This is a genomic window from Sphingobacterium sp. UME9 (genome assembly GCF_014170215.1).
GTDB classification, from domain to species: Bacteria; Bacteroidota; Bacteroidia; order Sphingobacteriales; family Sphingobacteriaceae; genus Sphingobacterium; species Sphingobacterium paramultivorum.
Map to the genome: position 1 here is coordinate 25219 of NZ_LZZP01000007.1, position 19156 is coordinate 44374.

Annotated in this window: 12 protein-coding genes; all 12 read left to right on the top strand. The window is 39.8% G+C overall.

The features are described 5' to 3' along the window. The first annotated feature begins 10 nt into the window (after positions 1-10). A complete protein-coding gene (locus A9970_RS12865) occupies positions 11-3985 on the top strand; it encodes a DUF6443 domain-containing protein (RefSeq protein WP_182982574.1) in 3975 nt (1324 codons plus the stop codon). After that, positions 3979-4494 carry a hypothetical protein gene (locus tag A9970_RS12870; protein WP_182982575.1) on the top strand — a complete coding sequence of 172 codons (516 nt, stop codon included), beginning with the start codon at positions 3979-3981 and terminating at the stop codon, positions 4492-4494. Before A9970_RS12865 ends, A9970_RS12870 begins: the two co-directional genes overlap by 7 nt. 190 nt (positions 4495-4684) lie before the next feature. Then, positions 4685-5635 carry a hypothetical protein gene (locus tag A9970_RS12875; protein WP_182982576.1) on the top strand — a complete coding sequence of 317 codons (951 nt, stop codon included), beginning with the start codon at positions 4685-4687 and terminating at the stop codon, positions 5633-5635. A 447-nt stretch (positions 5636-6082) separates the two neighbouring features. Beyond that, complete coding sequence (locus A9970_RS12880; protein ID WP_182982577.1) at positions 6083-6841, top strand: tail fiber protein; 759 nt, start codon at positions 6083-6085, stop codon at positions 6839-6841. A gap of 28 nt (positions 6842-6869) precedes the next feature. Next, positions 6870-7796, top strand: a complete 927-nt coding sequence (locus tag A9970_RS12885; protein WP_182982578.1) for a hypothetical protein — start codon at positions 6870-6872, stop codon at positions 7794-7796. Between the two features lie 55 nt (positions 7797-7851). Further along, positions 7852-8265 (top strand): hypothetical protein, encoded by a 414-nt coding sequence (locus A9970_RS12890; protein WP_182982579.1) that lies wholly within the window; start codon positions 7852-7854, stop codon positions 8263-8265. A gap of 41 nt (positions 8266-8306) precedes the next feature. After that, the gene (locus A9970_RS12895; protein WP_182982580.1) at positions 8307-8447 is read left to right on the top strand and encodes a hypothetical protein; all 141 of its coding nucleotides are present in this window, start codon (positions 8307-8309) and stop codon (positions 8445-8447) included. A 200-nt stretch (positions 8448-8647) separates the two neighbouring features. Continuing rightward, entirely contained in the window at positions 8648-10690 is a 2043-nt protein-coding gene (locus tag A9970_RS12900; protein ID WP_182982581.1) for a hypothetical protein, read from the top strand. A 350-nt stretch (positions 10691-11040) separates the two neighbouring features. Beyond that, positions 11041-12090, top strand: a complete 1050-nt coding sequence (locus tag A9970_RS12905) for a tail fiber protein (RefSeq protein WP_182982582.1) — start codon at positions 11041-11043, stop codon at positions 12088-12090. A 50-nt stretch (positions 12091-12140) separates the two neighbouring features. Further along, entirely contained in the window at positions 12141-15446 is a 3306-nt protein-coding gene (locus A9970_RS12910; RefSeq protein ID WP_182982583.1) for a hypothetical protein, read from the top strand. Between the two features lie 11 nt (positions 15447-15457). Next, positions 15458-18865: a DUF6443 domain-containing protein gene (locus A9970_RS12915; RefSeq protein ID WP_182982584.1), complete on the top strand. Its 3408-nt coding sequence runs from the start codon at positions 15458-15460 to the stop codon at positions 18863-18865. A 13-nt stretch (positions 18866-18878) separates the two neighbouring features. Further along, on the top strand, positions 18879-19156 hold a 278-nt coding region (locus A9970_RS12920), incomplete at its 3' end, for a hypothetical protein (protein WP_182982585.1).

Here is a 19156-nt window from a genome sequence, read left to right on the forward strand (position 1 = left end):
TTTTTGAATTATGCGTTATCTAATCGTATTAATCAGTTGTTTGAGCCTTCATTTGGATGTCTTTGCACAAGTGGATAAGCTCGAGTTAAGCCAGTATAACAATGAACCCAATATTTCCGCATTTGAGACGGTCATTTTGAAGAATGGTTTTCAGGTGCCTTTTGGCAGTAATCTTCGTGTTTTTACGGTTAAGGCCACTGCACAAGATAAGTATCCAAACACCCAACCTACCGGCGACCGGAATTTTGTCATGGTCCGAAATTTTAAGGTCTCGGGTGTCAATACAGGGAATTTAAATGTAAAACGCAACTTATCTGAAGAGTCCCAACAAGTTACCTACTACGATAATTTAGGTCGCCAGATACAGGGGATAGACGTAATGGGGTCCAGCAGTTTTAAAGATGTTGTAATTCCTGTCCGATACGATGCACAGGGAAGGAAAGCAGTTGACTATCTTCCTTATGTCGAACAGGGAAATATCAACGGATCTTATAAATCAAATGATCTAACAGCACAAAGTACATTTTATAGTGGAACTGGCTTTGATCCTTTTACTGCGAAAACGGGATTTCCTTATAGTAAAACAGTATATGATAATTCTCCAAGTGACAAAGTGAAGGAACAGGGTGCCGTAGGGGCAGATTGGCAACCGAATGGCAGAACAGCACGTTTCGAGGAAACACTCAACAACAACGTCGATCTGTCAAATACGGCTGCAACGAGAAAAGTGAGAAAATTTACAGTCAATAGCCAGGACACAAGCGCATTGGCGATACCAACAGCGGACGGTTATTACGCCGACAATCAATTGAAGGTTGCAATAAGTAAAAATAATAATTGGGTGGCTTCCGATGGGCGTATCAATACAAGCGAAGCATATTTGGACAAAAATGGGAAAACTGTTTTAAGCCGAGCTTTCATAAAGGCTGAATCAGGTGAAACCGTTATTCTTTCCACGTATTATGTGTACTCGGATCTAGGCGAATTATACTTCGTCTTGCCGCCTGCTTTAAACCCTGATGTGGCAACAATGACAAGTGCCAATATTGATCTTTTGGGATATCGATATACCTATGATTGGAAAAGGAGACTTATACAGAAAAAGGAACCAGGGATAGCAGCCTATTACTATATCTATAACAACCAAAATCAACTGGTGGCGTCCCAAAGTCCAAAATTAAGATTGAAAAATCAATGGAATTTCATCAAGTATGATGCACAGGGACGTACGATTATGTCTGGATCTTACACGTCCACAGAATCTTTTACAGCGTTAAGAACTGCGGCAGAAGCAGCGGCAGTAACCTATGAAAAACCAAGTACATCCAGTACAGGTTATACAAATACTGCATGGCCGACATCTGGGATCGCGTCTTACGCTATCATCAACTATTATGATAATTATAATGTAAATGCTCTTCCTGCAAGTTTGTCTTATTCTGCGTTCGCCGGAAATGTCAAAGTTGATTACCCAACAGGGATGGCGACTGTGACCAAAACATGGGAAATAAATAATGCCAATACAGTACTATGGACCGCAAATTATTATGATCGAAATGGGCGTTGCATACAGACAAAATCAACGAACCATCTCGGCGGGATCGATCAAGTCGACAACCAATTCAATTTTACAGGGGAGCTTGTGTCCGCTGAGCGAAAACATAGCGGAACAGCGGGGCAGGCCGTTAACGTAAAAAATGAATATACATATGATCAAAATGGAAGAGCATTGACATTAAGTCAAAAGATAAACAACCAGGAGGAAATCAAAGTTGTTGCCAATACCTACAATGAACTTGGCCAGTTGGTAGATAAAAAATTGCATCAAGCCCCCGGACAAACGAAGTTTTTGCAAAGTATTGATTATCGATATAATGAGCGTGGCTGGTTGACCTCGATCAATGACCCCAATTTGACATCTTCCTCTACGATGAATGATGGTGACTCAGATAGCAATGCGGATTTATTTGGGAGTAAACTCGAATATAACACGCATGCTAAGGCTCCTCAGTTTAATGGCAATGTCGCATCATTTCAGTGGAAGACCAGTAAAGTGGCGTCTCAGTCCGTCGCTCCGCCAAAAATGGGCTATCAATATCGCTACGATGCACTTAATCGAATGACTGCTGCAATTTCCGAAAAGAATGATATAGTGGACAATGCGCATAGCGAATTTGTCAAATACAATTCAAGTGGAAGTATCACAAATTTGGGACGTTATGCATTTACGAATAATGCCATACAGCAAATAGACAGCCTGGTTTATACTTATCAAGGGTATCGAAGTCTTAAGATAGATGATGTGAGTAATGCTTCGAGTAAGGCCTTGGGATTAGATGACAAAGTTGTACAAGCCGTTGAACAGACCTATGATGCCAATGGCAATATGATTAAAGATAGTGGTAAAGGAATTGAAATCGCTTATAATGATTTGGACTTACCAGCTGTCATTATCTTTGGTACGGGGCACCGTTTGGAATTTATGTATGATCGAACTGGGAAAAAACTTCAGGCAAATTATATCAATGGTACTGCTAGCTATAAGATAGATTATGTGGATGGTATTCAATATCGGCAAAATCAGATCGAATTCATTCATACAGAAGAGGGCAGAGCGAGACTAAATGCCGGATCATATGTTTACGAATACGATATTAAAGATCATTTGGGCAATGTCCGGGTAACCTTTGTTCCGGATGCTAATCACTCCATTGCCAAGGTTGTGCAGCAGAATAGCTACTATGCCTACGGACTTTCGATGTATGGAGATGCTGCAAATGGTCTGAATTTAGCCTATGCCGCAGGAGAAAAGAGTAAATTTTTATATTCGGGCAAAGAACTGTACGATCAGGGTGGGCTAAATTGGTATGATCATGGATCGCGGCTTTATGACCCTGCGACAGGAAAATGGTCTGCGATGGATCCAGCAAGTCAATTTGTCAATCCCTATTTAGCGATGGGTAATAATCCGGCAATCTATATTGATCCGAACGGTGAGTGGATTGTGCCTGTTCTCATCGGAGCTGCCGTGGGTGTGTTAGGTAACGGGCTGGGTAATGCAATAAAAGGTGATTCTTTTTTTAAGGGATGGACAGGAGCGGCACTAATGGGAGCGGTCACTGCATACGGAGCAGTTTCGGGAATGCAAGGAGCAAGTATTTTTAGTTCGAGCTGGAGTTCGTCTATGGCGTCTTTAAGCACCTATCCAGGCACGTTGGTCAATTCAATGAGCAGTTCTATTTTATCTAAATATAGTCTTTCCATGTCCATAGGAAATTTTGGTTTCGGCGTCGGTCCTTCACTATTTATGGGTACGAACGGCTGGGGATATGGCTTAAATTATTCACTTGGATATTCTTCGGAAAATTTTGATATTGGTTTTAGTTCTGGCTTTACCGCCTGGAACAAGAATATTTTTACAGGAAGCAGTTTTGTTGAACGACGTATGGGAGGGCAAATTGGTATCGGGGGAGAGGGCTTTAAGCTTAGTTTGGGAACGATGAGCTTCAAGGGCGGGAATGTGGATCAAAGGACCGGTTCAATCGGATTTTACGGCAAAAATTGGGCTGTACATTATGAAAACGATTGGCTTGGACATGCAAAGCTGGGTTCTCTACCCTTGGGTGATGGAGGAGACCGCTGGCGAACGACGGGTATTAGGGCGACGGTTGGCGATGTATCGACGACTCTACTAATGGTAACTGGAGATCCATCCGATGGGTTAAATTTGACAAAGAGGCCTTCGAGTGAAATTAATGGAAAAAAAACATATGATGGAGAAAATACGAATATGTTTCGATTGGGCTCCTGGACTTTTGGCTATAAGGGATTTAATATCGGGACAAATAGTGAGGACAACAGAAATATTTTTCAGAACAAATTCGCGCATGGCAATGGGAAGAACTATCCAATTTTTCCGGTATTGAGCAATATGGTCAATTTAGATGTTTATTATCGCACACTTAATCCATTTACGGTATGGTAAGGACAATTTTTTATTGCGTTATTTTTATTTTAATAGTTTCATGTTCTGTTCGTCGACAACTTCCGACATTACAGCTGGAAGAGAATAGTAGTGAAAAACTTTTGTTGAACGGATATTATTATTCTAAATTAGATAGCGTTTTTTTTGATGTTATCTTCTTGTATAAAAACGGAATAGTTTATCAAGGCGGGAACCCAAGAATTAAAGAGGGTTTTAAGAATATTGATGATACTTTTTCGAAAACTTATGTTAATGATAAAAAGACGGGATATATCTGGGGATTATATATAGTTGACGGAAATAATATCACGCTAGAACGATACTTAACCCCAATCTATGCTGAAAAATATCAAACCTATGTTGATAAAGGACACATAATAGATGAAAGACAGTTTATCATAACTTCACGAAAATACATCAAAACAGGGAAGCTTGAAACAAGACGAGATACGTTCAATTTTAGACCATTATCAATAAAGCCGGATAGTACAAATAATTTTATTAAATAAATGCCACCTACAGAGGTGTGTCTGAAATTTCCTCTTTATTGTTTGTCTTGGATGACCCGTATTTTGTTTTTGTGTGCTTAGGATGTTTTAAAATTAAGAGATGATGATATCGGTTTTAGTCATCGAAGATCTTCGGCAGAAAAACATGAGAATATCGTAAAAATAGTAATAAACCTGTATGTTTTAACTTATGGAATTTTGTAAAAAAGAAAAAGTTATTTTTTGTGTCACTTTGCTGTTTCTGCTGGCCGGTCTTAATAGTTTTGCCCAAAACATCTTCCCCACTTCGGGCAATGTGGGGATCGGAACAAATAGTCCGACCAAATCACTTGACGTGGTTGGAACCATTAAAGGGAATGAGATAAATTTCCCGGCCATCGGGTATGATTTTAGCAGTGCTCCGCGTACACAGTTGGGGCCAATGAGTTTAAAGCTATTTGATGATTATGTTACTTATCGTCCTGGGGGAACAAGTCCTGGTAACAACAGTTATGGAACTCTATTGGCAATTTATGGTAGAATATCTCATTGGGAGTCGAATATTTATTTTGGAGCCAGCGATAAGCGGATGTATTTTAGGACGAGTACATGGAGTGGAGGCGGCGGTGAGAATGGTACTGGGCAATTTAATAATTGGCGGACGCTATTGGATTCGCACAGTGATATTAAATCTACTGGCAGACTCTTGTTAACTGGAACTGGTAATCATATTTTTTCCAGTGGTAATGTTGGTATAGGGACGGAAACTCCTCAAGCGAAACTTTCGGTAAATGGTAACATACTCGCAAAAGAGATCAAAATTAAAACAGATATATCGGTTCCAGACTATGTATTTGAACCGGATTATGAGCTCAACAGTCTGGATTTTATTGAGCAATATATTAAATCGAATAAGCATCTCCCCGAAATTCCTTCTGCCAAAGAGATCGAAAGGGATGGCCTCGATGTAGCGGGTATGAATCTACAACTGCTTAAAAAAATAGAAGAACTCACGTTATATGCGATCAAACAAGAGACAGAAATAAAAAATCAAAACCTAAAATCGGAACAACAAAAGGACCTTTTGGAGCAACAGCGAAAATTAATTGAACGTATGGATCAACGAATAAAACTGTTAGAATCAAAAAATACTAATCGCTAGTAATCAGTGGGTGCCTTTCAGTGATCTAAATGCGCGATGAAAAACTTGTACTGCATCGGTGTGAGATCTAAAAAGGGGTGATTAATTAATTGAAAATAATGTTTAGCCATTTTTGAATTTCCAAAATAGTTGGACGAAAGTATTTAAGCCTCTGATTTGTCAACCTTTATGTAAACCGATTTTTTTTAGCTATTTTATCTTATACATTAATCATGTTTTTAAAATAATGAGATTTATTAATTAAAAGTGTTTGTATATTTGGCTAATAATTGTTTTAACCTTTAAATGTTGTTGCTTATTTGCTTACAGATATAGAAATATTGTTAATAAAAGCATTATTGCTTTTAGATTAGCTTATAGCTAAAGTCAAGTTTTCCTTCTCTCTGAGTTTAGCAACAGTGTTCGCTTCGAATTAATACAAGCCATATGAATTTAAAATCTATTTTTATGACAGCAGTTATTTCTGGAATTTTGCTGTCACAAGGCCATGCGCAAACAAATATATTTCCTGCAACAGGAAATGTTGGAATCGGTATAACAAACCCGGTCTATCAAATTGATGTCCGAAAGGCAGCAGAAAATAACCTATGGGAAAAAATTGTTCAATATACCGTTAGTGATGCCCCTAATGAAAGCCTGACGATTGCAAATGGTACGGCCATAAATGGACGATTTATACCTTGGATCCAAGCTTCCAGGACCTATAATGACGATTTTGCGCTTGGTATAGGAGCTAGTGTGCCTGAGACTTCAGATGTCGGTATTATGCCCATGGTACGTTTCGACGCCCGTAGGAGTTCGGGACCACTTGTAAATCGGCCACTTTTCTCTTGGGGTAGCTATGAGAGTAATTACATGACCATGAATGCCAAAGGAAACCTTGGAATTGGCACCGATAACCCACAGCAAAAGCTTTCCGTCAAAGGAAAAATCCAAGCGGAGGAAATTAAGGTAACAACTACAGCAACCGAGTGGCCCGATTATGTCTTTGAGGAAGATTATCAACTGAATAGTTTAAAGGAGATAGAAACTTTTGTTAAAAGCAATAAGCACCTACCTGACATGCCAACGGCAAAAGAAGTCGAACAGAATGGTGTTCAATTGGGCGAAATGATCAAGAAGCTTCTGAAAAATAATGAAGAACTGACCTTACATGTTATTTCACTGCAAAAGCAGATCGACGAGTTAAAGAAGGGAAATAATTAAAATCAAATTATAAGTATAAAACAACCTTATGAAGCGTCAAATTTTTAAATTTTTACTACTTTTTACAGCTTTATTCAATCTCAGAATTTCGATGGCCCAGGTCACAACTGTATCTGGTGATTATGTACACAAAATTATTAATACTGCAGGAAACGGGGACTTTACTAAGTCGCTAATTCTTCTACATGAAATATATGATAATACACTTTTAGCCGATAACTATCTGATTGGTACATTAGCTGCTCGACGGGGAAGCCAAGGTGCATTTAATCGTCTTAACGTTGCAAATGTAAATAGCTCATCTTCCTATAACGCAACATTTGCCAATTTGGTGTCCAATGATGAAGAATCATTTCGCTGGCAGCTCAAAACCTGTCGGTATAAGGGAAAAAAATATATTGCCTTGGATGTGCCTTATGCTGCATGGCATGGTAATGGGATTCAGTTTATTGGCTGGGCAAAGTCTTCTGGAATGAGCTTAGAGTTTGTTATTTACGAAAAGAATAATACACCTCAAAATACAGATGTTTTGAGTGAAATCGTAGATTATTCTGCAAATAGACAAATCACCAATTACGTGTCAAGATTTAATGTCTTGGGTAAAGTTGGAATAGGCACTGCTGATCCTCAAGCCGAACTCGCTGTAAACGGTAATATCCTAGCCAATCAAATCAAGGTTAAGACAGATATCTCTGTTCCTGACTACGTTTTCGAACCTGATTATAAACTAAAAAGCCTGGAGGAGATTGAAAGTTATGTGAAAGAAAATAAGCATTTACCCGAGATTCCATCGGCAAAACAGATTCAAGCTGATGGTTTGGATGTAGCCGAAATGAATCTTTTGCTGTTAAAAAAAATGGAGGAAATGACACTACACATGATTGACCAGCAAAAGCAGATTCGAGAGATGAAAGCTGTGATCGACAAAAAGAATGAAAAGATAGTAGATCATTAAAAAGTTGTCTTTTATAAAGAGGATCAAATTTATTTTAAAGCATATATTAAAATTTATGAAAATATTCTTTTTCGCTTTGTTATTAAGCGTTACGCAGTTGGTATTTGGACAGGCTAGTAGTGGTAAGTTTGTTGTTAATGGTGATATTGATAAATACTATCCCGTAATTTTTAACGATTATGGCTGGGTGGGACATCAACCTACCGAAATTCAAATCGGCCGATCTGATGCGCATGAAGACGCCAACTGGAATGGATCGGTAATGGCAAGATTCAGGATCCACACGATGATGTGGGGACATGGATCTCATTTTATAGAAACCAATATCTATCAGGGACGCCAGGATATGGTCGTAATCGTTCCTTTTGTAGCTGGTTATCATGACGCTACAAAATCCAGTGGTAGCCGTGATTTTGTCATTTGGTTAAAAGGTAAATCAACCTATCATTATACCTCAAATGTCCTATAAATGAACATGGCCATTTGCCCGATGTTCCAAAAGCTGAAGTCGTGGAAAAGGAAGGATACTCGCTTAATGAAATGGATAAAATTTTATTAAAAAAGATTGAGGAGATGACGCTGCAAATGATTCAATTGAATGAGACGGTGAAGAAACAGGCTGTCGAGATCGATAAATTAAGGGGCAGATAAAGCTGCTCCCTAGTTATTGTAAGCCTAAGTTGCAGTATTTTATAAAAGCCAGGTTGTGTGACCTGGCTTTTTGCTTTTCCTAGTCATCCTTAAAATCGACTTTTCGGTAGTTTCATCCTACCGATAACATACTCCTTCTTTTCCTGCCATAGCCCCTAGATGAAGCCTAAGTTTGTGTAAGATTTAAAAACAACAACATAATGGCAAATCAATTTCTTATTAAAAACAGGCTAGACGATATAAGGACTCTATCGGCGGCAGAACTTACAGCATTAACAAACGGTACCTATGACGGACTGCGACTATTGGGCTACCACCAGGCAAATGATACACCGCACCCGATCAATTACTATATCAGTAACACTGCTGAGCAGGATAATGCGGGTAGCGTAATAGCTGTCGGTGGTAAAAAGCTGGAACATAAATTCACCCAACAAATTGATAGTAGATACTTTGGTACCAAAGGAGATGGTCTAACTGACGATGCGGATGCACTAATCCGCTGCATCAAAAGTGCATTATATCATAAGGCTCCTGTTTATATCCCAAAGACAGCTGCGCATTATAACATCACCAAAAATATCCGGGTTCCGTTTGAAGTTGGCAGCAGAGTCAGGCTTGTCATTTTATCTAATGGTGCCTTGATTAAGCCCAATCAAAAGCTTACCCATAGTAAAGGTCAGAATATTTGGAACGTGACTCAAAACCGGGAGGTTAATGTGTTCAGCTTAGGGGCTGATGGAATATACCCTTATCCACCAAATTTGTACAATATTTTCGACAATAACGTTGGGCATAGCGTCGAGATAGACGGACTTGAATTTGATCTCTCGGCATACGATGCGGTCCCGTCTGCTACTCCTTATAATAATGACATTGTTTCGGCATTTCAAATCTCTGCAGAAAGGATTAGACTATCAAATATTCGCATCGATAACGGTATAGGAAGTGCGATTCGCTTAATGGGAAGCCGACGACTTAACCTTTCAAATATCACTGTGAATAATTTTGGAGGCCGCGACAAGAATCTTCCCATGACATTGCCCGATAGCTATGGGGATGCTTTGCATATCATGGGGACCAAATCCGGAGCCAGGTATATGTTGGAGGGCTGTCATTTTGTAGGTAAGCAAACTTCTGGTAATTTTTCCCGATGTGGTATCGTTCACGAATTTATGATCAATTATAATAACCGTGAATCAAGCATGATCGTCCGGGATTCAACGATCGCAAACTTTTCCAAATGCTTTCATACAGAGCAGACCGGTTATTTTCAGAATACCTTTGAAAATGTCAAATTTTTTAACTTTAATATGTTAGCTGCAAATGCAGCCAGTATCTCGGATATTACCTACTTAAACTGTGATGTTGAACAAAAGAATGTCGACGGATTAGAACAATTGGAAGCTTCGATATTATCGTATATCGAAAGTTCAGGTGATGCCGTGACGAAGTTTATCGGTGGGCGGATCAGCCAAATGACGACCGTCACAAACCGTAACGCACAGATTGGAAGTATTGTACTATTTCAGGGAGTCGATTTTTACAGTAATGGAAACAACCTGCGATTTTACGATGGTAAAAATGTTGTTTTTGATAGCTGTGTATTCAATGGTTTTGGTAGCGAAGATGCCAATCAATATTCAGTCTCGGGATGGGTGGCCAATGAAGCTGATTACTTTTTTAACAATTGCTCGTTTCTGAATAATAGTAATCGATATTTTAAATCCGACAATCAGTATCTACGTTTCCATGATTGTAAAAGCGAAAGCAAGGTTGATTCGTACACCTGCGGTAAAGATCGGACGAAGAAATATGTTGTATCCAATATATTTCCGAAAGCTGACGATATTTTTCAGACCTATATCCCATTTGTTGGCAGTGGCAATATCGATCTGAGTAATTATATACCACGAAGTTTTCTGGAAAGTTTGGGATTTTTTGCCGTCTTGGTTGGGACTAATAAAGATAACGGCCGAGGGTTCGATAATTTTAAGGAAATTGTACGCAACGAGCAAGGTTATTACCTGATCAATCCTTATTGGCATAGCTCGGGATGGTGGCAGTATGACCGCCAGCTGAAAGGTACTATACCTGCTGGCTTTGAAGTGTCAACCTCAAATGGAGGATTAACCTGGTTGAATGCGCAGCGGGGAACTAATGTCAATGGTGTTTATCTCATTGTCTTCAGTCGAAAATATTGGGAATATTTTAGCGACAAATGGATTAAAAATATTCCTTAATAAATGTACGGTTACTGTTTCTTTAAGTCCCTTAGTTAGTAAGGGACTTACTTACAGTTTAAAAATATTTTATAACTAGTCCTTATTTCAAGATGCATTGAGTGAAGGATATGGAAATATATAATATATGTTACACTTATTAATTAATGTGTTTTTCTGGAAATTTTTTATACGCGATTTTTTTTTGAGAACACTTTTTTTAAATATTTTTTTGTTGTAATTTTCATTAAAATTTAAGAAAACAGACCTTTTCTTGATTTTAGCTAACAAATAGACTGTATTGATGAAAAGTAATTAACCTAGATTTTGTTCAAAGGGAACTGATCTTTATTTACCCATTATTAACAATTATGAAAAAGTCACCATTAGGACTGTTCCTTCTCCTTAGTGTTTGTGCTTTAGGAAGCAAAGCACAAAATTTAATAAATCTCAACGAATGGGTAACCGGCAGCGGAAGCATTACTGGCTTTTCGTTAAATGGGCTTGTCTCCGAAAATGAGCGCGAATGGGGAATAGGTCCATCGGGTACTCAGGTAGTGCTTTGGACTGCCAAACCGAGTGGCGATCAAAATGGAGATGGTGGCTTTGTGGCGCCTACTACTGCCATTAATAATCAGAAAGCCTATCGTTATACCATATGGCTTAAGAAAACAAATTCGACGGACGGTTATAGTTATCTAGGTTGTGAAGCTGGGGTAAATAACCTGGACGGAAGCGCCAATAACAATCCTTATTTTTGGTATGGTGACCTGCCCGAATTGAACAGATGGTATTTATTGGTCGGCTATGTTCATGGTTCAGGAGATGCTTCTACAGCAAGCTCAGGTGGAATTTATGATGGTGTTACCGGTAAGAAAGTCGTTTCAATAACCGATTTTAAATTTCCGACTACAGCAACTTCAACTCGTCTGAGAAGCTTTCTATTTTATGATCCAAATGTCAATGACAGACAGTATTTCTATGGGCCAAGACTGGAAGAAGTCAACGGCAATGAACCAACGATAAGTGCGCTCTTGGGTAATCCGGTAGGCGCGGGCGATTTTTATTTTTCGGGAAAAGTCGGCATCAAGACACAGGCTCCAGGGGATTACGACCTGGCTGTCAACGGAAAGATCCGCAGCCAGGAAATAAAAGTGGAAACTGCGGGATGGGCAGACTATGTCTTTGAAGAAGATTATAAACTACCATCTCTGGAAGAAACTGAAAAATTTATCCAGAAAAACGGTCACCTTCCCGATGTTCCTAAAGCAAGTGAGGTTGAAGCCAATGGTATTTCATTGGGTGAGATGAATAAAATACTATTGAAGAAGATTGAGGAGTTGACTTTACAGGTAATTCAATTAAATAAAACTGTTCAGCAACAAGATAAAGAGATCAGATCCTTAAAGCCTACCAAATAAGTACCGGTAACTAATTAATAGAATATAAGTTTATCATTAAAAAGAAATATATGTGGACAGTCTATAGAATTTTATTTTCTTTATTTATTCTGGGAAGTTCGGCCCTGTTGTTTGGTCAAGTTCCCGATGGAAAAGGGGTAAAGGACGGATTCGATATTATTCCTGCTTCCCCCACTGCTAGTAGTTTGGGCCAGTATGGAGGTGTTAATGTCGGTTTATCTTCTGGAACCGTTAATAAGACTATTGATCTCTATACTTTTGTCCAGGGATCACTGCAGGTACCGCTGCAGATAAATTATTCAAGTAATGGAATTAGGGTGAACGATAACGGGGGCATTATCGGAACCGGATGGACGGCCAATATGGGTGGAGTAATACGCCGTACTGTTTTGGGTGAGGATGATGAACGAAATACTACCCGGTTGCCGAGCACTTTTGATCCTTATGGAGCTGATCAGCAGACATTCAACTATGTCAAGGGAATGATCAGTTACAATATAACTGCAAGTTCTTATGATGGTGAGCCCGATATATATAGTTTCAATTTTGGCACCTATTCGGGTAAGTTCATATTTGATCAAAATAACAATGTAATTTTATTGAACTATAATGGCTTGAAGATTAGACGAATTTCGGGGACGATATTTGAAATATATACCCCAGATGGTGTGAAATACGAGTTTGGAGATCAGGTTGTTGAGAATACTTATAAAATGGGGAGCGGTTGCGGTAGAGTATTCCCAAATCCGACCAATACAGCATTTTTTTTATATAAAATAACACATCCTGATGGTTCCGTAATAAATATGTCCTATGAAGGGATACATTACACTTATGTAACAGGAGTTAGCGAATCCCAGACCTATAGGATTGATAATATACCCCAAACTGTACCCTGCAATTCGGGCGCGCCCGATGTTTCTACCAATAATTGTACCTCTGCTATGTATACGAATACCTATCTATTGACAGAAATCAATTCAAATATAGGAAAAGTTCAGTTAAGTTATATTGACCATAATGCAAAGGTAGGTAAAATATTGCAGAATATCAAGATCTACAAAACAGGTTCTACCAGCCCAATTAAGCAAATCGGTCTTTCTTATCTGGATCATAGCGCTGGTGCCTCCAGCCTTAATCCAAATTTAATGGTTAAAGCTAGTTTGCCGAGTAGAAGTTTTCTGACCGAAGTACAATTCTTTGATGCGAACGGCATAGCTGACTCAAAATATAAGTTTGCCTATCAGGATATGGATAAGTTAACCGCAAGGTATTCCAATAGTCAGGATTATTTTGGGTATAACAATGGTAAATCAAATAGTACCTTGATTCCCCCTTCACAAAATGAATCATTTAAACAATATTTTAAATATGCGACAGCGAACAGGGGTCCTGATGGTCAGTATGTTGGAGCGGGGATGCTTTCACGAATAATTTATCCAACTGGTGGGCAGGACAGCTTAATTTATGAGCCTAATACTGTCTGGAAAGAATACACTATTCCCGGAACTTCTACGTTTCAGAGGGTTGACGCTCAAGGAGTAGGAAATATAGGTACAGGATCAAATACTTCCAGTGTTTTTACGGTCCCAATGCAACAAAGGGTGAAATTTGAAATTTTGTGTGATATAACAGCAACAGATGGACCCTATCCAGGTACTGGACGTGTAATTCTCATCAGAGATGGGGTCGTCATGTCCATAAACAGTGTACAAGCTTATAAAACAGCTGTTTTTGAAGAGACTTTGGCTCCAGGGGTTAATTATCAGGTAAAAGTTGAAGCTGGAAAAGGGAGTTTTGTGACAGCTTCTGCTTTATTTAGCTATAAACTTACACCTGATGTACAGTCTTTCAAGAATCAAAATAGTGGGGGAGTTAGAATTCAAAAAGTAATTACAAAAGAAAATGGTTCCGTTTACGAAAAAAAATACAGCTATCACAAAGTAGGTGATCCTGATAAAAAATCAACTGGATCACCTACCTATGATCCTATATATGAGTGGCATTTGAGAGGGAGCTATCGATGCTCAGTTGAAAGCGGTGTATATTATGGTGAATATGAAAAGCATATTTTACAGTCGAATCCATTTTATTCATATGATTTGTATGATTCTGCCCCCCAATATTATTCCGATGTCATTGAAGAGAATAGTCTTGACAATAGTGGTACCATTTATCTTTTCAATCAATTTCCAAATGCAAGGCCAATACTTTTTCGAGGGCAGGAATTCAATGCACCGTGGACCAGTAATGCAAATTTGAACGGACTGGAACTGGATCGTCTTGTATATAAATATGTGGACGGTCAAAGGATTCCGGTAAAGAGGGTGAGTACATCATATAATAGAGATGATAGAAAATCGGTTACATATAGAGCATATGTTGTCAATGAACGTTATCAGAGTATAATAGATCCCAGCAGCGATTGGGAGCCTCTGGACCTTATGGGCTATGATCATAATCAAGGGTGGATATATCCCGATACTATTCGGACAAAAGATTATGCAACGAATGGAGTTGATTTTAATGAAACTGTGGAGGCTTTTTTCTATGATAACCCAACAAATGCATTACTGTCTCGCCATACTATTCTCGATGGCAAATCGAATAGACTTGTTACCCATACATTGTATCCAAATGATTATGCCCCTGGTACTTCTTTCATTGACAATATGGCCTCAAACTATATCACGGGGCTTCCGATTGAAAGTATAACGTATCGAGATTTAGGTTCGGTAAAAAGTATTGTTTCGGGAACAATTAACAAATATCGTCCAGGAGGCAGAGGCCTTATCGAGTCTCGACAGGCCCTATCCTCTATTAATCCTGTGCCGCTTAATATGTTTAAATTCAGTAATCGTTCCTTAGGAACACAGCCTCCATTGGGAAGCCCGGCTATATTTAGCGCTGATACTCGATATTCAGATGAAATTAAGATACTTTCTTACAATTCATTTAATAAGCTACAAGAACTTAAAAAATTAGAGAATCCTACTACTGTTTACCTTTGGGGCTATATGGGCCAATATCCAGTGATGGAGATCAAGAACGCAACATATGCGGAAGTTGCAACAGCGCTTACGCAAGCGGCTATTGACAACCTGAACCTAGTCGCACAGACAGAAGCCACTATGGAGGCGCTGGTCAAGGTTGCCGCCGATAAGCTACGAGCCGGCCTTCCAAATGCCTTGGTGACGAGTTATACGTACAAGCCTTTAGTCGGCATGACCAGCAAAACAGATGCACGTGGGATAAAAGAGACCTATACGTACGATGGCATGCAACGTATGAGGGCGATCCTTGACCATCTTAATTATGTGAATAAGTCCATCGATTACCATTATAGACCCAACTAAGCTTTTCAGTTATGAAAAAGAACTTTTTAATCTTACTATCATTAGTTGTATTGGGGGCTGTCCATGGCCAGGCACTGGTAGATGATCTTCCCTTGACTTCTTATAATGGTCAAACAAATATCCAGGCCCTCAAGAGCATTACCTTAAAAGATGGCTTCTATATTCCAGTACAGCCAGCAGGTAAAACTGTAACGATCAGTATTGCCGGCTTTCAGAATCTTGTGAGCACTCCGACAGCAGGTCAGAATTATATCCTGACACGGACTTTTCGAGATACGGTAAAGCTTGCTCAACTTGGGAACCAGCGCACGATCGGGCAGGAGAACCAGAGTATCCAATACTTTGACGGGCTGGGTAGACCGAGTCAGACGGTGCAACTTATGGCCAGTCCAACTTACAAAGATATCGTGCAGTATATAGAATATGACGGGTTTGGACGTGAGTCGACGAAATATCTTCCCTATGGCGAGAAGTCAGGCAATGGCAGTTTTCGGACGGGAGCTAAAACGACACAGTCGGACTTTTACAAGGACGGTATAGGGTGGGATGCAGCAGTGGTGAAGACGGCAAATCCCTATTCCGTTACTGTCTTTGAGAACAGCCCGCTGAATCGTGTACTGGAACAGGGGGCACCGGGGTCGGCCTGGCAGCCATTGGCAGTTGTAGGAACAGGGCATACGGTAAAAACGGACTATGGCACCAATACGGCCACGGGGCTTGATGTTGTTAAGCTATGGACGGTAACGGCAAGCGGAGCCAGTGGTACGACGAACTATGGTGCTGGGAAACTCTATCGTACCACTGTCAGGGATGAGAATACTGTAAATACGGCTATACGTATTGGTTCGGTGGATGAGTACAAGGATGTTGAAGGACGTGTTGTCCTCAAGCGTGTGTGGGAGAGCGAAAGCAAGGCACTTGATACTTATTATGTTTATGATGATTTTGGGGACCTGCGTTATGTGATCCCGCCGGCAGTGACGGGGACGGGTTTTAGTGAGCTTTTAACGGATGCTACTTATGTTAATTTTGACAATTATATCTATGCTTACAGGTACGATGAACGTCGCAGGCTGATCGAGAAAAAGATCCCTGGAAAAGGATGGGAATATCTGGCGTATAACAAAAATGATCAGGTTGTGCTTACACAGGATGCCGAGCAGCGGGTACGAAAAGAGTGGGCCTACAACAGATATGATGCATTTGGACGTATTACTTCCAGTGGACTTTATATCAATACGGCAAAGGTAACCCGAGCGGATGTGAGCGGGCTTGTGAATGCGACGGCAGGACCGCTCTGGGAGACGCGCGTGGGAGATGATTATCCAGCTCTTGCAACTACTTTTCCGCTTGCTGGTCCAGGTATTTCGATTACGCCGCTCATTGTCAATTATTACGATGACTATACCTTTGCCGAAGCGACTACACTTCCTGCCAGCGGAATCACCAAAAGTACCAAGATCAAGTCACTGCAGACCGGTAGCAAAATCTATAGGACAGATGGTACCCAGCCGCTGCTCAAAGTATTATATTACGATGACTACGGCAGGGTGATCCAGAGCGCTTCGAAAAACCATCTTGGGGGCACGGATTATGTGACCAATACCTATAATTTTCCGGGCGAGTTGCTGACTAGTACCCGGGTACATACACCGGCGACAGGGGCTACAACAACTATCGTGACCACCAATGAATATGACCATGTTGGTAGACTGGTTTCGACCAAAGAGAAGATCGGTTCTCAGACTGAGGTGACTCTGGCATCCAATAGCTACAATGAGATCGGCCAGCTGAAAAGCAAAGCTGTGGGCAAGGCTGGCACGGAGACTTCCTTTGTCAACAGTACTAACTATACCTACAATGAGCGGGGCTGGCTAAGTAAAAGTACATCGCCCAAATTCAGCCAGCAGCTGAAATACCAGGATGGGACAAATCCACAGTGGAACGGCAATATCAGCCAGCAGCTTTGGGGCGATGATGCGACGCTACCCAACACGTTTAGCTATCAATATGATAAGCTGAACAGGTTGACCAGTGGTAGCAATGGCCAGACAGGGGTAGCGAGCATAGCTGAGGTGATTACCTATGATGATCTTGGTATGGGCAATATCAAGACCCTGAAACGAGATGCCCTTGTTGCCACGACATATACCTATACCGGCAATAAACTGATGAGCCTGAGTGGCGGCTTGACAGGAAGCTATACCTACGATGCTAACGGTAATGCCAAAACTGACCGTATGGGGATGGCGATTACCTATAATTACCTGAACCTGCCGCAAACGGCCAAAAAAATAGGGGTGGACGTAGCATTTTTGTATAATTCGGCTGGAGTGAAGCTGCAGAAGCTTTCGAAGATCGGCACAGCACCTAACATAATCACCACCACCAGGGATTATGTGGGTGGTATCGAATACAATAATGGTACTATTGATATTATCCATAATTCGGAGGGCTATGCCCAACGGAATGGAACAAACTATGTGTACCATTATAATCTGACTGATCATTTGGGCAATGTACGGGCTACATTGAAACGTGGTAGCAGCCCTACAGCAGTTGATGTAGCGCAGCGGGACAATTATTATCCCTTTGGTAAGCGTAAGGTTGTGGCAGGCGGAAATAATAATTATCTTTATAATGGTAAGGAGATCCAGGGCGAGCTTGGGGATCAGTACGATTATGACGCAAGGTTCTACGACCCGGAGATAGGTAGGTGGAATGTAGTAGATCCGATGGCTGAGATTAGCAGGAGATGGTCTCCTTATAACTATGCCTTCGATAACCCAATTAGATTTATTGATCCTGACGGTAGGATTTCTAAGGAATTTGTAAATAAACTTTTTCGAGAATCGAAAGGAAATGAGACTACGTGGAAAAATCAAGGAGATGGGGGATTCATAAACGACAGTAATCCTGAAAGCAAGCCAATATATGACAAGGAAAATAATAGTGGTAATGAAAATAATAGGGCACAGCAAGACGGTGGACTAATATTAAGTGTTCCGACTAATCCTTTTAGTTTTAATTTTAAGAAAATTGGCGAATCTTATTACACTAATGTAACTTATGAGGAGATATTCTATGATTATAATTTTAATAACAGAGGGATAGGTATTTTGGAGGTTTTCATAAATAGTTTAAATATAAGGATTAATTCAAGAAAAAGAAATGGGCAATTTGCAGGTGCACTTATGACTAAGATTGAATTAGCTTTAATAATGACAAAAATACGATATGATATATTTCGAAAGTTTTCTAAGAGAGAATTTGTTGTTGATGATGAGGCAATTGATTATTTAATAAAGAGTTTAAATGTTGCAATAAAGGCCAATTTTGGAGGAGGTGAAGCTCAATTAAGAAGACCAAATAAATGGATTGGCGCTGCAAAATCTAACTTAATATATCTGTTTCCCTAGATTTAAAATGAAAATGAAAAAAAAAGATAAAAGTTATATTCAAGGTGTAAGTATAAATATGCACTCAGGTGAACATGACAACAGTTCCGTTTTATTTAGTGATGGTTTTACTACATTAGTGGGTAAGAATGGTATTCCCGACTTGCTTTTAACTACTCTAAACTTCGAAAGGGCAAATATTCCTAAAAATTTAAATAAAAATTTGAGCAGAATTACAAAAATGCATGTTTCTGTTAATCCTTCATATAGATTTAAGGCTAATAGAGATTATTTTCAACTCCCAAATTGGTT

Excerpts from the sequence above, each read along its gene's own strand:
- A9970_RS12865 (WP_182982574.1), top strand. The coding sequence starts at position 11 with ATGCGTTATCTAATCGTATTAATCAGTTGTTTGAGCCTTCATTTGGAT.
- A9970_RS12870 (WP_182982575.1), top strand. The coding sequence starts at position 3,979 with ATGGTAAGGACAATTTTTTATTGCGTTATTTTTATTTTAATAGTTTCA.
- A9970_RS12875 (WP_182982576.1), top strand. The coding sequence starts at position 4,685 with ATGGAATTTTGTAAAAAAGAAAAAGTTATTTTTTGTGTCACTTTGCTG.
- A9970_RS12880 (WP_182982577.1), top strand. The coding sequence starts at position 6,083 with ATGACAGCAGTTATTTCTGGAATTTTGCTGTCACAAGGCCATGCGCAA.
- A9970_RS12885 (WP_182982578.1), top strand. The coding sequence starts at position 6,870 with ATGAAGCGTCAAATTTTTAAATTTTTACTACTTTTTACAGCTTTATTC.
- A9970_RS12890 (WP_182982579.1), top strand. The coding sequence starts at position 7,852 with ATGAAAATATTCTTTTTCGCTTTGTTATTAAGCGTTACGCAGTTGGTA.
- A9970_RS12900 (WP_182982581.1), top strand. The coding sequence starts at position 8,648 with ATGGCAAATCAATTTCTTATTAAAAACAGGCTAGACGATATAAGGACT.
- A9970_RS12905 (WP_182982582.1), top strand. The coding sequence starts at position 11,041 with ATGAAAAAGTCACCATTAGGACTGTTCCTTCTCCTTAGTGTTTGTGCT.
- A9970_RS12910 (WP_182982583.1), top strand. The coding sequence starts at position 12,141 with ATGTGGACAGTCTATAGAATTTTATTTTCTTTATTTATTCTGGGAAGT.
- A9970_RS12915 (WP_182982584.1), top strand. The coding sequence starts at position 15,458 with ATGAAAAAGAACTTTTTAATCTTACTATCATTAGTTGTATTGGGGGCT.